This window comes from Chitinophaga parva (genome assembly GCF_003071345.1).
Classification (GTDB): domain Bacteria; phylum Bacteroidota; class Bacteroidia; order Chitinophagales; family Chitinophagaceae; genus Chitinophaga; species Chitinophaga parva.
Genome location: NZ_QCYK01000001.1, coordinates 44065 through 59236, shown reverse-complemented (window position 1 = coordinate 59236; position 15172 = coordinate 44065). Strand labels below are relative to the sequence as shown.

Sequence of the window (15172 nt, the reverse complement as noted above, 5' to 3'; positions counted from 1 at the left end):
ATTTGGTTTTAGTTGGATACATTTAAAGGTAAATATATAATAAATTCTGCACCATTGCCTGGTGACGATTCTACTAATATTTTACCGTTATGCTTACCAATAATACTGAACACAATGGACAGCCCCAGGCCCGTGCCTTCCCCCACATCCTTGGTGGTAAAGAAAGGCTCAAAGATACGCTCTTTCACGTCCTCGCTCATCCCGATGCCGGTGTCCTTAATGGAGATCACGGCCTGGTTGTTCTCCAGGAAAGTGCTGATCGTCAGGGATTCTGCAGGGCCCTGAACAGGCTTCATCTTAATGGCGTTCAGGCCATTACCCATGATATTCATGAACACCTGGTTCAGTTTACCGGCATAACACTCAATTTTAGGCAGCTTTCCGTAGTTTTTGATGATCTGGACGTGGTGCGGGATGCTGTTACGCAGCAAGACTAACGTGGAGTCCAGCCCTTCATGGATATCTACATATTTGAGGTCACTTTCATCCAGTCGGCTAAAGGTGCGCAGGCCTTTCACGATTTCGGCGGTGCGGGCCGCCCCTTCCTCTATGCCTTTGATCAGGGACGTTATTTCACTGTGAATATAATCAATATCCAGTTCCTGGCGGTAGGCTTTTACGCTTTCCAGCTGCTCGTGGATGTCGCCGTTAGCCTGGTCCAGCTGCTCATAGCGGTCCAGGAGGCTTTTCAGGTCCTGGATGTCCAGCTTCAGGGGCTTTATGTTGGAGGTTACAAAGTTGATCGGGTTATTGATCTCGTGGGCAATGCCGGCCGTAAGCTGGCCCAGGGAGGCCATTTTCTCTGATTCCACCAGCTGGGTCTGGGCATCCTTCAGGTTGTCCAGTGTTTCGCTCAGCTTCACGTTAGAGGCCTGCAGTTCTTCCGTTCTTTCCTGCACCTTGGCTTCCAGCAGGATATTTTGTTCTTTCACCAGCCGCTCGTTCTCCTGGGAAATGTGCAGGGCAATGGCCTGCGATTCCAGGGCCTGGGCCTGGGATTGTTCCTTTTCTTTCTTGTACGTATTGATCTTATCCGCCAGGGCAAAGCTCAGGAGGATCACTTCCAGCCCGGAGCCAATGAGCAGGATATGGCTGGTAAATACGTTGTAAGGGATAATGCCGGTGTCCTTCAGGACCCACACCATCACCGCGATGATGAAGATGAACCATGCCGCCAGGAAGAACACTGCGGGACGGTAGCGCTTCAGGGCCTGGCTGATGGTAAAGCCGAGGATAAATACCACGCCGGACATGGCCAGTACGTCTATCAGCAGATAAGCCGCGGAGTAAAAATGCAACAGCGCCAGGATGATACTGCAGATGTAGCCGTAAATGAACCCGTTAAAAATGCGATAGGCGAGAAGGGCCCGTTCTTTCACGTGCAGGAACTGCTGTACAAACATGGCCACCGTAATGCCGGACAAGGCGCCCGTCCACAACACGCTTTGCTCTGTAATGAAACGGTTGTTGTGCCAGAAATACCGGTAGCCCACGCCCTGCAGGCATACCTGTGTAAGGCCTACGGCCAGGATATAAAGGATGTAGTAAAGGTAATTGTAATCCTTGGTGGTGAGGAAAATGAAGGCGTTGTACAGCAGCATTACCATGATCACTGTTACATACAGGGCCAGCCAGAGATCATCCGTATTGATCTTATTGTACACATCCAGGACGGTGCCGACGTAAATGGGCACCTGCATGGATTCCCGGCTGCTCACGCGCAGGTAATAATCGCGGGTAGCGCCCACCGGCAGGTTCAGGTTGAAGATGAAGGTCTGGTGGCTGATGGCACGCTGTGCAAAGGGCACCAGCTCCCCGCTCTTTTCAATATGATAATGGGTACTGTCTTTCAGGTAGTAAAAATCCACGTAGTCCAGGATGGGATTGGAGATCACCAGTTGCAGGCCGGCGCTGTCCGTATGGTTGGTCACCCGCAGGCGCATCCACACCGCATCCGTGGTTACATTAAAGTTGGGCACCTGCTGGTGCAGGGGCTGGAAGGGCTGCCGGCGCACCTGCTCAAAGGTGAGCTGGTGCGTCGGGTCGCGGAAGTACTCCACTTCATTGTATTCCGCCAGTTTCAGGGGCTGCGCACTGTTAATGTGCACAGTATCTGCTGTTGCCGCAAGTGCCTTCCCCGCAGGTAGCACGGTACCGAGCAACAGTATCAGCCAGAGAAGTGGCCTGCAATACGTTTGTCTCAACATCTTCGTGTATTTATCAAATAGGGATAAGCCTTTGCTATAGGTAGCGCTTGCGCTATTGCGCGCTGAATATCTGGTCAAGGTCTACATAATAACGGCCGGAGGGCAATGCGGCGCCCAGGCAGATGCCCCGGGCCACATGGGCCACTACGGCTCCACCCAGTACCACGGCGCTGGCCAGTTGCGGCCAGGTGGAGATGGTCTTGCCGATCTCGCCCAGCGACATGCGGAAACGTTCGGAAGTATTGTTCACATCCACAAAGGCGGCCGCCAGCCCAAAGCGTTCCTGGGGGTTGAGGGCCTTTACCGCCTCAGGGCTCAGGGGCGGGATCTTGCCATGCAGGATGGGCCTTTCCGGCTCCAGGTCAAAGCGCTCAATGTCCATCAGCCCCCGGTCGCTGGTGTCCATCACCACGGGAATGCCGTAATGCTGGGCGCGCACACGGGCCAGGATCTTGATATCCAGTCCGTCACATTCCTCCACCAGTACATCCAGTTTGCCGCCCCCGGTAAGGAAGGCGTCAATATTATCAGGGGTAATGCCGTCGTGGAAGGGCACCACTTTAATGAATGGGTCTATCTCCGCGATCTCGCGGGCCACCACCGTGCTTTTGAGCATGCCCAGGCTGTGCACTCCCGCGCGGATGCGGTTCAGGTTACTCAGGTCCAGGGTATCAAAATCCGCGATGCGCAGTTCCCCACACTGCCTTTCCATGGCAATGGTGAGGGCGGCGCTCTGCCCCACGGAAAGTCCAATTACCCCAATTTTCTTGGTGGCCAGGATGTCCCTTTCTTCGGGGGTTATTTTATAAACGTTCCGGTTGGTGCGCAGTTGTATAAACTCGGCTTCGTCCAGCATATGCACCAGGCGCTGGCTCCAGGGGTAGTATACCCACACGCCGTAGGCATCCCAGGGCGTGCTGCCCAGGTGGGCCTTGGCTTTGGCTTCAATTTCGTCGGGCGTGAGGCGTGCCGCGGGGTGCTGGCTTTTTACCAGCTCGTTCAGCTGGCGGTCCAGCGTGTCATAGACCTGCAGGCCGGGCGTATTGGCTGCCAGTGCGGCCACGGCGGCGGCATCTGCGGCATCGGACAAGCGAAAGAAGGAAGGACGGAAAATGGCGTTACTTTCTGCAGTATGTTGAAGCTGTGCTTGTAGCATTGAGACGTTCGGACTTTTATGGCGTGCGTTGAAATTGGCAAAAATCGGTAAAAGATCAGGCATTCACAACCTGCTGGCTGATGCGGATGTTGTAGTCCAGCTCCATTTCCCCCTTAGGGCCCTTTTCCACCATGCGTTGCACCGGACGGGCCCGCAGGTCAAAGATCTTATCACGTACCAGGGGGTGGGCGCTGGCCAGTACCACCGGGTCGGGGATAATGAGGGCCGTGGCAATGAGGTCTTCCTTCGGGTAGTAGAAGGTACCGTTGTTGCCCAGTTCATTTTTGATGATGAAGCCCAGGCGCTGGCAATTCTTGAACGTGGCCTGCGCACAGAAGGCCACCATGGTGGTGATGGGCAGCTGCTCACAAAGCGCCACGCCCACCTGGCCCATTACAATGCTGCCGATGCCCCAGCCGGCCACCTCGCGGGAGTTCCAGAGGCCACAAAGCTCGGCGGTGCCACCTTTTTCCTGCAGCTCGGCAATAATATCGTGAATGCGGGGGTCCAGGTTGGAAATAGCGGTTTCAATGGGCATTGCCAGGTCTCCGCCCGCCAGCTGCACCCGGCAGCCGGCCAGTACTTTTCCTTCATCTGTTTCTACGGTAGAAATGTAGGAGTTAGGTGCATACATCCAATCTACGTTGGCAGAAGTTACTTTGGTAACACCGTAGGCTTCCAGCACTCTCCGGTGCCCGTCTATGTAACGCATACACTCTTCCGGGTGATCGACTGCTTTGAAAACTCTTACTTGCAGCATGAGGGATATACTTTAATCAAAAACGATAGCGCAGGGCCCTGTGAGGAGCACTGCTGTTTAAATTAGAACAATTATTGCGCTTGGGTACCAGGTAATCGAATATAAATGTGTGACGTTCACTGTACAGCAAGTGGTGAGGGTTAGTGGTATTTCAACGCGTTGTGCACAGTCTGTTGTCGGCTATAGTTTCGCTCCTGCATTTCATACTACATCTACACAAGCTGACAGGGATAAAATCAGATTCATTGTTGAATATTAATGCCATTGCTGTCTTTAATGCTTCACACGCATGTAAGGTAAGGTAAATAGTAATTAATTTCAAAATAAACCGCATTTGGTTGACCGTATTTTAATGAATTGGAACGGGTTAGCACATTTTGCTAAATAACGGACTGAAGAAATAGTAAAAATTCAATATGTGTGTGGGTTTCCGGCGGATAATGGCAGGCTAAACTTTCATCCTTTTTTTAATGCTTTATAGGTTAGATTTGTGCATGAGGATTCACTAAAAACTCATGCTATGGAAAAAAGAGAATTTATAAAGATCGCAGGACTGGCCGGTGTGGCAATGCTCAGTAATCCTACGGGCCTCTTTGCCGGGAGCCGCAAGCCTGGCCAGCTGGAAACCCTGCAAGCCCCTTTTGCCCTGCCCGCCCTGCCTTATGCTACCGATGCATTAGAGCCGCATATTGATAAGCTGACCATGGAAATACACCATGACAAGCATCATGGCGCTTACGTGAAAAACCTGAATGATGCCCTGGCTTTACCGGCCAACAGTGCATTTGCCAACCTCACCCTGGAGCAGATCCTGGCCAAGGTAACTGCAAAAGACGGCGCTATCCGCAATAACGGTGGCGGCCACTATAACCACTCCCTGTTCTGGGCACAGCTCTCCCCTAATAAGACCGAACCTTCCGCCGCCTTCAAAGCTGCCATCGCCAAGGCTTTTGGCAGCTGGGAAACCTTCCAGTCACAGTTCAATGACGCCGCAAAGAAAGTATTCGGCTCCGGCTGGGCATGGCTTACCGTGAATAAAAATAAAGAACTGGCGATCATCAGCACCCCCAACCAGGATAATCCCCTGATGGAAGGCCTGGGCTACAAGCCCGCTACGCCCCTCCTGGGACTGGATGTATGGGAACATGCGTATTACCTGAAACACCAGAACCGCCGCCCGGAATACATTGATGCTTTCTGGAACGTGGTTAACTGGCCGGAAGTGGAAAAACGCTGGAAAGCTTAATGCAGCTACACTTTAATGAATTTTATTTCCATAAAAAGAAGAAGGCTTTAGCACCACGCTAAAGCCTTCTTTATGTTTACTGCTTTCGTTTAAAGAACACAAAACCATTCTTCTCGCCTACCAGTTCCAGGCGCGGATCGGTACGCCAGTGATCACTGTTGCTCACGCGGCAGATGAAGTAGGCCGGCTTATCAAGCTGCCCGTTCAGCAGCCAGTCAGGGTCTGCATAATAATGCGGGTTGGTAGCCGGCAGCTTGCGGGTGTAAAAAAGATGTGCGTAGCTTTTGTAGTCTAACGGTGCCACATATACGTCTTTTCCGATGAACGACTGGAAGTACTCAATGGCTGCACGCTGTGAGTAAGCTTCTACCTTGGGAACAAAATGCACCACCGTTACCTGTATAGCCACGATGGTACTGATGAAAAGGCAGAGCAGCCCTGGCTGCACCTTTTTGCGCAGGAGCAAAACGCAGCTGACGACCACCATCACGGCATAAGCCAGGCCGTAGCCGCACTCTGCAAATGACCAGGGCACATCTGCCTGCAGGTTGCCCACGGCAAAGCGGTCATGGATCTGGGGAATGAGCTGTGCTTTGTAAATGCCTACCAGCGGCAGCGCACCAATAGCAATGCCCAGTACCACCCCTACCAGCATGAGCAACGCTACCTGCCACTTGCGCAGGGTAGCCTTGCCTTCCAGCAGGCGGTATACCTGGTAAGCCGCCAGGAAACTAAGCGGGAAATAACACAGGGAGGAGTAGTGCACGATCTTGGTTTTCACGATGGAGAACAGGATGAGCACCACCCAGAAAAGCACCCACATCCATTTTACCAGGTCCTTCACTTCCGCTTTCTCAACCTGCCTGTTTTCCTGCCTGGCACGCAGGTAGCTGAAGAGGAAAATGCTGGCCGGGAAACAGCCAATGAGCAGGATGATCCAGTGGTAAAAGAAAGGGCCTCCGTGCCCCGCATCTTCCGTCTGGAACAGGCGTACCTGGTAGGTTACAAACTGGTTTACAAACCACCAGCCATGCCGCACGATCTCCACGCCAAACCAGGAGGCAGTAGTGATCACGGCAAACAGCGCTACCAGCAGCAGGTGGCCGATCTTGGCCCCCAGGCGGAACCGGTTCACCACGAAATACACGGCCAGCGTAAGCCCGCTCACCAGGATGGCCACCGGCCCCTTGGTAAGCACGGCCAGCCCCAGGAAAACGCCCGCCAGCACCGCCAGGCGGATCTTTTTTTCACTGAAGCCAATACGGTATACGCAATACACCGCCAGGAAAATAAAATAGTTGAAAGTAGGATCGATGATGCCGGACTTAAAATAGAAATGGGGCAGCCAGCAGCCTGCATACAGGAGTGCCCACCACATGCCGAATTTTTCACTCACCAGCTTTTTGCCAATGGCAAAAAAGGTAACGATGGTAGCAATGCCAACCAGCGCATTGGGCAGGCGGGCCGCAAATTCATTGACCCCGAAAACCGCCATACATGCAGCCTGCATCCAGATAAACACCGGCGGCTTTTCCCAGAACGGGTGGAAATCTATCTGCACCTGCAGGTAATTGTGGCTCACGAGCATCTCACGCGCCGCTTCGGCAAAATTGATCTCGTCCCAATCAAATAAATGTACAGCCCCTAAGAAAGGGATAAAAAGCAAGGCAGCCACCAGGCCAATGAGGAAATATTTCATATACAGTAAAATGCCGGCGCTGTTTGCAGGCGCCGGCTATCAGAAAATGGTTTGTCGTTTTTAAAACAAATACCTGGTACCCGTCTAATTTCAGATCTCCGGTACCAGCTCAGGAGCAGGCTCCGTTGCGGGAGCGGCCTGGCGGATGCGGATGTAGGCAAACAACCATGCTACCAGCATAGCGCATACCGTACCCAGTATGCTGCCAATGTACACATCTTCAAAGAAATGCTGCGCCAGGTAAATACGGCTGTAACCCACCAGCAGCGCTGCAAAAAAGAGGGTGGCGCCCAGCTTTTTGTTGGGCAGCAGCATGGCCGCAAAGCAGCAAAGACTGAATGCGCAGGCCGTGTGCCCTGATGGAAAACTGTTGCTGCCATGCACATGCACCCAGCTGATGGTATGCACAATAGGACTGTGGTCAAAATATACGATGGGGCGGGGGGAGTGGTAGCGGTGTTTCACTACCTGCACCAGGATGCCCATCAGTACAATGATTGCCACGCCGGGCAAAAAATCATGGAAGCGGCGCTTCCACAGCAGGAACAGCAGCACAAGGATAAACGGGGTGGCATCACCCACATAGGTATACCCTGTGAAAAAATAGTCCAGCACCAGATTGTGCGTATGATTGATACCAAGGAACAGGTGTTCTTTTCCAATAGTAACAATGAGCAGCCCGCCCAGGATCACCCAGGCAAGGAAGAACAGGAAAAACGGTTGGTTTTTCCTGCACAGGGAGACGATCGCTTTCACTTTTTCAGTGTTTTAAGTTGTAGGTCTTGGTAGCGTTTTCATATGCGCAGCGGTCTTGTCTCCTGGTCCCAAAATAGTCTAATGGTCATTTACCGCATGCAAAGGATCATCTGGCGTACTTACGTTCGTCTGTTGTATAGAAAGTGGTGTCGTTAAAGTTGTAGGTCTTCGTCTCTCTTGTTAATTAAAAATCCGTCAGCGTACAGGTTAAAGTGGATGTACTTCGTATAGACATAAAGGTTAAAGTGGTATAAAAACAGATCGTCTGCATCAGCAACCAACCTGGAAATGTTGTATGTTCAGGATGCCCGCTTCCCGTTGCTGGCGCGCACTTTTACCAGTGCGGCCACCGGCGTGCGGTCTATGAGCTGCCGAATGTACCGGAACAGGCGGAAATAAAATTCTTTGTTGAACAGTTGTGAATCGTTGAGTGCTTTATAGATCAAAAAGATCGCGATCGGCATCAATACAATATTGCTCAGCCACATGCCGCCAAAGGTGGTAAGCACGTTACTGCGGGCCATCTTTTCACCTACCATGAAGAAGATGTTGAAGATCACGAAAAAGATCACGGCAAATACCAGCGGGGTGCCCAGGCCGCCCTTTCGGATGATGGAGCCCAGCGGCGCACCGATCATGAACATCACGATGCAGGCAAAGGCCAGGGTGAATTTGCGTTGCCATTCTACTTTGAACAGCAGGATCTGCGAAAATTTTTCTGCATAGTCTTTAGCTGAGCCGTCCAGCGTCATCTGCGTTTCGCGCAGGTTCTGCGCTACGCGCTGCCACACATACTCCTGCTGCTGCGCGGGAATAGCGTCAATGAAGTGGGACACGGCCAGGGGTGGTGCCTGCTTCAGCCAGCCCGTATCTTTCCACTTGTTAAAGCTGTAACGGGTGGTTACATAAGCGTTGAGGCTCTTGGTATAGATCTTAATATCACGCTGCAGGGAGTCCAGTGCTTTATCCAGCTGTCTGACGTTCAGCATCTGCTGGTTACTGGAAAACAGGTTCACGTCTGTCTGGTTAAAACGGAAGCTGCTCATGTCAAAGGCCTTGGTGTATTCTTTGAAGCCCAGGCGGATCAGGTCACCCGGCTGCATATTGCCCATGCGGGCATAGCGTTCTTCATAGCGCCAGCCGTTCTCCAGTTTAAACAGCAGGAACTGTTTGTTGGCCGAAAGGCCCATGGTGCCTTTATCCGCAAGGATCACCTGGTCAGAGCCACCACCGCTGCTTTTATCATAAATGATCACCTGGTGGATGGTCTTGTTATCCGGGTCCTTCTGCGCTACCTTGATGGTGTAGCCGGGAATATCTGTATAGAACTCGCCTGGCTTGATGTTAAACGCAGGCTTGGAATTGGTCACGTCATACAGCAGGGACTTGGCCTGCAGGTTGGCCACGGGAATGGCGTAGTTGGCAAAGAGGAAATCCAGCGTGGCAATGAGGAAGCACAGTACAAACAGCGGGCGCATGAAACGCAGCAGGGAAATGCCGGAGCTTTTCAGGGCCACCAGTTCAAAACTTTCGCCCAGGTTGCCAAAGGTCATGATGGAAGAAAGCAGCACGGCCAGCGGCAGGGCCAGGGTTACCAGGCTGGCGCTGGTGTAGGCCATCAGTTTCATGATCACCCAGGTATCCAGGCCTTTGCCTACAAAATCATCAATATACTTCCACAGGAACTGCATGATCAGTACAAACAACGTCACGAAAAAGGTGGCGATGAACGGACCGGTAAAAGTTTTTATGATGAGTTTATCGAGTTTCTTCACAGTGCGTAACTTCTTTAAGCCATGCGTTGCAATGACTACATTTGAATCGTATTGCGGTGCACGGGTCGTGGCAAAGTTAACATCTTTGCCTGTAGTTTCCCTGGTGGCACATTAGAAGTGCGTTAAATAATACTTAATTAAATGTTAAGCATGCTCACACCCGAAGAAAGAGCCCTGGTATTCAATACAGACTGGCTCCGCATGAAGCACGGCATCATGGATAAAGTAATGCACTTACTGGGCCAGGTGCAGGACGCCATCACCATATTGCCTGCCTGGCAGCAATGGCCGGAGGCGGCGCCGGTACGCTCCCTGGGCGCCAAAATATCGAAAGGGGAGCGCTACAAAGACCTGCCATATGTGATCCTGGACTACCCGCGCCTGTTTTCCCGGGAAGATATTTTTGCCTTGCGCACCATGTTCTGGTGGGGGCATGATTTTACCGCCACCCTGCACCTGGCCGGCCATTCCCTGGCCCGCTACCGCGCCCGCCTGGAAAGCGCCAGGCCCGCCCTGGAAGCCGCCGGGGCGCAGCTCTACATCCTGGAAGAAGATCCCTGGCACCACGAGATAGGCGCCGGTATTTACCAGCCTTTGTCCGCAGTTGCGCAAACGGGGTGGGAGCAGGCCCTGGATAAGGATTTCGTGAAGCTGGCAAGGTCTTTTGATCTGGGAGAATGGGAGCAGGTGGTAACAGGAGCTGCAGGTTTTTATGGGGAGGTACTGGCTGTGCTTAAAGGTGCGTGAGGTGGCCGGAGCTGGCGCGGAATGCCGGGCCCATAAACAATGAAAACCGTGCGGGAACTGGCTTTCAGCGGGCTGCATTGCTCATGCAGTCCGCTGCTATACGTGATGCCGGACGCGCCATACACCCGCCACGCCGGCAATATACTGCATGAAATGATCCTACTGCTACGCGCCCGCATTTCTGGGTATCCGCTACGCGGCTCCGGTTGACGCCACCGCAAAACAACGATGTAGCCACCTCACACGCCCGTGCGCCCACGCATTGCCGCATTCCCGCCCGGGGGCGAAAACTTACCAGGTAATTTAATGGCCGTGAAAATAAACGCCTGCTAAAAAGAGGGAAAAGCAGCGGCAGGCAACCTGTAATTTGTTGAAACTGGAAATGAAGATGTGAATTGGGAGAATCTCTTGAAAGGCCCGCCGTGGCGGCGTTACATGATCACGGGATCGGATTGGAAGAGTATTCGCTTAAGCACAGTCTTGCATGCATAAAAACAGCAACGGCATCAATTGCCAATGCGGTGGAAGAGATCTTTCACCTGGTAATCCCAGAGTTGGCTCTGGTCGGCAATTTCCTTCTTTTCCGCAAAGTCCTTTACAATCAGGATCGTTTCCGTTGTTACATCGGAAATGCGGATACGGAATTCAAAAAATTCCTCTTTCGGGGCAGATAGCCAGCGCAGGCGGATGAACTCCAGCTCTGCCTGATCCAATACCTCGGCTTCTTCAACATTACCACTCCAGGAAAACGAAAAAATATTGTCCCGGAAATCCACCTTGTCTGCAAACCATTCCTGCAAGCCAGCTGGGGTGGAGAGGAATTCATAAAGTATTACAGGAGAGCATCTTACCGGGTATTCCAACTCATATTGCACTTTCTTTGACATCGCGCTGATTATATTAAAATTCAATTCATCTAGGCTGCAATTATAGAAAATTATTCATAGGAACAAAATTTATTAGCAGTTTTTTGTCCCCCCTTTTTACGGTCACGCTGGCAGCCCCTTCGCATATGGTAAAATGCTAATCTGTCAGCCACCCTTCCCAATGCTTTTCCTTCGCAGTCAATTCCTTTTTGCAACCGGTGGCAGGCAAATGCCCTGCTGTAGGGCAGATGAAAGGTTAATCGATTTTCGTTAGAACGCTTCCAAAAAGGGATAATTTTTTTTGGTCAGTTTCTAAAAAAAGTTATTTTTGTCAGGCATTCATCAAAAATTAACTTTTTATTAACCTGTAACTGTTCCGACTTGTATGTCAATGCGCCAACTCAAGATCACTAAGTCCATCACGAACAGAGAATCTCAATCCCTTGAGAAATATCTGCAGGAAATTGGAAAAGTAGACTTAATCACGCCGGAAGAAGAGGTGAACCTCGCTATCCGCATCAAGCAGGGCGATCAGCGTGCACTGGAAAAACTGACCAAAGCCAATTTGCGCTTTGTGGTCTCCGTGGCCAAACAGTACCAGAACCAGGGCTTGTCCCTGAGTGACCTGATCAACGAGGGGAACCTTGGTCTTATCAAGGCTGCCCAGCGTTTTGACGAAACAAGAGGCTTCAAGTTCATCTCCTACGCCGTATGGTGGATCCGCCAGAGCATCCTCCAGGCATTGGCAGAACAGTCCCGCATTGTGCGCCTGCCGCTCAATAAAGTGGGCCTGTCTAACAAGATCAGCAAAGCTTACTCCCAGTTGGAACAGGAATACGAACGTGAACCGTCCCCGGACGAACTGGCTACCATCCTGGAAATAAACACGGAAGAAGTGGAAGCTACCCTGGGTGTAGCCGCCCGCCACGTGTCCATGGATGCACCTTTCATTGATGGGGAGGACAACTCCCTGCTCGATGTGCTGGAAAACCCGAATGCATCCAGCGCAGACGAAGCCCTCGACCACCACGATTCGCTCCGCCGCGAAATAGAACGCTCCCTGTCTACCCTCACCGACCGCCAGAAAGACGTGATCATGCTCTACTTCGGCATTGCCGTGGAGCACCCCATGTCACTGGAAGATATCGGTGAAAAATTTGGCCTCACCCGCGAACGCGTACGCCAGATCAAAGACAAGGCGATCACCAAACTGCGCACCACTTCCCGCAGCAAACTGCTCCGCAATTATCTCGGCGCGTAAGCAGTGGATAAATTTTCTGAATGGCCATATGACGAGGGGAAACCCGGAGCATAGGGCCATTTTCAATTTATCTAACCACCCAACAATCTAACAATTTTCCTACTTTTGCCCTCCCGTGGCATTTTTGCCATTTTTTCAAGCAACTATTCAAGAATTCATCATGTTTGAATCATTATCAGAACGGCTGGAGTCGGCGTTTAAACAACTCAAGGGTGAAGGCCGCATTTCTGAAATCAACGTAGCCTCCACCGTAAAGGAGATCCGCCGCGCACTGGTAGATGCCGACGTTAACTATAAGATTGCCAAGGACCTCACCGACAAGATCCGGGAAAAAGCCCTCGGTGAAAAGGTACTGACCGCCATTTCCCCCGGCCAGCTGATGGTAAAGATCACCAAGGATGAACTGGCGGAGCTCATGGGCGGCACAGAAGCCGAACTGGAGCTGAAGGCCAATCCTACCGTGATCCTCATTGCAGGCCTCCAGGGCTCGGGTAAGACCACCTTCTCCGGCAAACTGGCCAACTTCCTCAAAACCAAGAAGAACAAAAAGCCACTCCTGGTGGCGGCAGATATTTACCGCCCCGCGGCAATTGACCAGTTGAAAGTGCTGGGCGAACAGATCGGGGTGGAGGTGTACAGCGAGCCTGAAAACAAGAACGCCGTACAGATCGCGGAAAACGCGATCAAACAGGCCAAGGCCAATGGCAATACCGTGGTGATCATCGATACCGCCGGCCGCCTGGCCGTGGATGAGGTGATGATGGCCGAGGTGGCCAACGTAAAGGCAGCCGTGAAGCCGAACGAGATCCTCTTCGTGGTGGACTCCATGACCGGACAGGACGCCGTAAACACGGCCAAAACCTTCAACGACCGCCTGGACTTTTCCGGCGTGGTGCTCACCAAGCTGGATGGCGATACCCGCGGTGGTGCCGCACTGACCATCCGCTACACGGTGGATAAGCCCATCAAGTTTGTGAGCATGGGCGAAAAGCTCGATACCCTGGACGTGTTCTACCCCGAGCGTATGGCCCAGCGTATCCTGGGCATGGGTGACATCACCACCCTCGTGGAAAGAGCACAGGCCCAGTTTAACGAAGAGCAGGCCAAGAAGCTGGAAAAAAAGATCCGCCAGAACCAGTTCGACTTTGACGACTTCCGCGAACAGTTGCAGCAGATCAAGAAAATGGGTAACCTGAAAGACCTGATGGCCATGATCCCCGGTGTGGGCAAAGCCATTAAGGACCTGGATATCAGTGACGATGCTTTCAAGGGCATTGAAGCCATCATCAGCTCCATGACCCCCGCGGAACGGAGCAACCCCGACCTGATAGACGGTAGCCGCCGCAAGCGCATTGCCAAAGGGGCTGGCAAGGACATCCAGGACGTGAACCAGTTCATGAAGCAGTTTGAACAGATGCGCCAGATGATGAAATCCATGAATAAACTGGGTGGTAAAGGCATGCGTGGTATGCCGATGCGCTGATAAATTTTGTATATTTGATGTCCGGGACGGAAATATTGGAAACAAAATTTGCGCAATTCCCGAAACTTTGTACATTTGCTGCCCCTTCACAGGGAAAATTTTTGAACGAAACAATATTCACTCACTCGCAAAAAAATAACTCGATTATTTATGCCAGTAAAAATCAGACTGCAGAGACATGGCGCCAAGAAGAGACCCTTCTATTTTATCGTAGTAGCCGATGCACGCGCGCCGCGTGATGGTAAATTCATCCAGAAGATCGGTACTTATAACCCGCTCACCGTTCCCGCTTCCATCAACATCGACACTGAACGTGCCCTGGGTTGGTTGCAGAAAGGTGCGCAGCCCACTGACACCGTACGCCGCATCCTGTCTTTCAAGGGTGTACTGTACCTGAAACACCTGCTGAGAGGTGTAAGCCTGAACCTGTTCGATGAGCGTACCGCTTATTCCAAATTTGAACAATGGCAGGCTGAGCACGAGCAGAAAGTTTCTGCCCGTCGTGATTCTGCCAAGAGAGCGGCCCGCCCGGTTACCCCGGTAGTACGCCGCACTGAAGATGCTCCTGCCGCTCCGGCTGCATCTGAAGGTGAATCTTCCGAAGCATAATTCAGCGCAAGCTGAGATCATACTGAAAAGGAAATATTTGTCCGCAAATATTTCCTTTTTTTATTGTATTCCTTTCCAGATCTATCATGGATAATTATTTCAGCATCGGCAGGCTGGTAGCCACTTTCGGCTTACAGGGAGAGCTGGTGCTCAAGCATAGCCTGGGCAAGCGCACTTCCCTCAAAGGCATTACCGCCATCTTCCTGGAAAACCGGAAGAACAGCTTCATTCCCTACTTCGTGGAAAAGGCAAGGGCCAAGGATCACGACCAGGTGTACGTGAAACTGGAAGGCATTGATACCAGGGAGGCGGCCCAGAAGATCACCCAGACCAATGTGTACCTCACAGAGCCCGACTTCAAAGCGCAGGTATCCAAGGACGCCGCGGTATCCATGCTGGGCTTTATGGTGGAAGATGAAAGCCTGGGCGAGATCGGCATCATAGACGAAGTGATCGAAATGCCGCTGCAGGTCCTGGCCAAGGTGATCTACAAAGAAAAAGAAATGCTGCTGCCCATCAACGAGGCCACCCTCGTGGAAGTGAAGCAGAAAGATAAGCGCGTAAAACTGCGCCTGCCGGAAGGCCTCATCGATATTTACCTGTAAGC

The 15172-nt window shown here is 52.0% G+C and carries 13 protein-coding genes; 6 read left to right on the top strand and 7 right to left on the bottom strand.

Annotation, left to right across the window (positions count from 1 at the left end):
* Nucleotides 1–8: 8 nt before the first annotated feature.
* Genes DCC81_RS00255 through DCC81_RS00245 form a run of 3 tightly spaced genes read right to left on the bottom strand, consistent with a single transcriptional unit; the run spans nucleotide 9 to nucleotide 4123 of the window.
* On the bottom strand, nucleotides 9–2207 hold the full coding sequence (locus tag DCC81_RS00255; RefSeq protein WP_108684600.1) for a sensor histidine kinase: 2199 nt from the start codon (nucleotides 2205–2207) through the stop codon (nucleotides 9–11).
* Nucleotides 2208–2259: 52 nt separating this feature from the next.
* A complete protein-coding gene (locus DCC81_RS00250) occupies nucleotides 2260–3363 on the bottom strand; it encodes a ThiF family adenylyltransferase (protein WP_108684599.1) in 1104 nt (367 codons plus the stop codon).
* Nucleotides 3364–3418: 55 nt separating this feature from the next.
* Nucleotides 3419–4123: a hypothetical protein gene (locus DCC81_RS00245; protein WP_133177484.1), complete on the bottom strand. Its 705-nt coding sequence runs from the start codon at nucleotides 4121–4123 to the stop codon at nucleotides 3419–3421.
* A gap of 520 nt (nucleotides 4124–4643) precedes the next feature.
* Here DCC81_RS00245 and DCC81_RS00240 point away from each other — a divergent pair.
* Nucleotides 4644–5369 carry a superoxide dismutase gene (locus DCC81_RS00240; RefSeq protein ID WP_108684597.1) on the top strand — a complete coding sequence of 242 codons (726 nt, stop codon included), beginning with the start codon at nucleotides 4644–4646 and terminating at the stop codon, nucleotides 5367–5369.
* 76 nt (nucleotides 5370–5445) lie between these two features.
* Here the strand turns inward: DCC81_RS00240 and DCC81_RS00235 are convergent, their stop codons facing one another.
* From DCC81_RS00235 to DCC81_RS00225, 3 genes are all read right to left on the bottom strand, one after another.
* The gene (locus DCC81_RS00235) at nucleotides 5446–7068 is read right to left on the bottom strand and encodes an ArnT family glycosyltransferase (protein ID WP_205686238.1); all 1623 of its coding nucleotides are present in this window, start codon (nucleotides 7066–7068) and stop codon (nucleotides 5446–5448) included.
* 90 nt (nucleotides 7069–7158) lie between these two features.
* Nucleotides 7159–7824 carry a phosphatase PAP2 family protein gene (locus tag DCC81_RS00230; RefSeq protein WP_108684595.1) on the bottom strand — a complete coding sequence of 222 codons (666 nt, stop codon included), beginning with the start codon at nucleotides 7822–7824 and terminating at the stop codon, nucleotides 7159–7161.
* A 299-nt stretch (nucleotides 7825–8123) separates the two neighbouring features.
* Nucleotides 8124–9599 (bottom strand): LptF/LptG family permease, encoded by a 1476-nt coding sequence (locus DCC81_RS00225; protein WP_108684594.1) that lies wholly within the window; start codon nucleotides 9597–9599, stop codon nucleotides 8124–8126.
* 150 nt (nucleotides 9600–9749) lie between these two features.
* Between DCC81_RS00225 and DCC81_RS00220 the strand changes: the two genes are divergently transcribed.
* Nucleotides 9750–10346, top strand: a complete 597-nt coding sequence (locus DCC81_RS00220) for a hypothetical protein (protein WP_133177483.1) — start codon at nucleotides 9750–9752, stop codon at nucleotides 10344–10346.
* Nucleotides 10347–10852: 506 nt separating this feature from the next.
* On the opposite strand, the gene DCC81_RS00215 is transcribed toward DCC81_RS00220, so the two are convergent.
* Nucleotides 10853–11233 (bottom strand): START-like domain-containing protein, encoded by a 381-nt coding sequence (locus DCC81_RS00215; RefSeq protein ID WP_108684592.1) that lies wholly within the window; start codon nucleotides 11231–11233, stop codon nucleotides 10853–10855.
* A gap of 364 nt (nucleotides 11234–11597) precedes the next feature.
* Here DCC81_RS00215 and DCC81_RS00210 point away from each other — a divergent pair, with 364 nt between their 5' ends.
* The 4 genes from DCC81_RS00210 (at nucleotide 11598) to rimM (ending at nucleotide 15170) form a co-directional block, all read left to right on the top strand.
* Nucleotides 11598–12473: a sigma-70 family RNA polymerase sigma factor gene (locus DCC81_RS00210; RefSeq protein WP_240612859.1), complete on the top strand. Its 876-nt coding sequence runs from the start codon at nucleotides 11598–11600 to the stop codon at nucleotides 12471–12473.
* Between the two features lie 160 nt (nucleotides 12474–12633).
* Nucleotides 12634–13956 carry a signal recognition particle protein gene (gene ffh, locus DCC81_RS00205; protein ID WP_108684590.1) on the top strand — a complete coding sequence of 441 codons (1323 nt, stop codon included), beginning with the start codon at nucleotides 12634–12636 and terminating at the stop codon, nucleotides 13954–13956.
* 150 nt (nucleotides 13957–14106) lie between these two features.
* Nucleotides 14107–14565: a 30S ribosomal protein S16 gene (gene rpsP / locus DCC81_RS25990; RefSeq protein WP_108684589.1), complete on the top strand. Its 459-nt coding sequence runs from the start codon at nucleotides 14107–14109 to the stop codon at nucleotides 14563–14565.
* An 86-nt stretch (nucleotides 14566–14651) separates the two neighbouring features.
* Nucleotides 14652–15170, top strand: a complete 519-nt coding sequence (rimM, locus tag DCC81_RS00195) for a ribosome maturation factor RimM (RefSeq protein ID WP_108684588.1) — start codon at nucleotides 14652–14654, stop codon at nucleotides 15168–15170.
* Nucleotides 15171–15172: the final 2 nt, after the last annotated feature.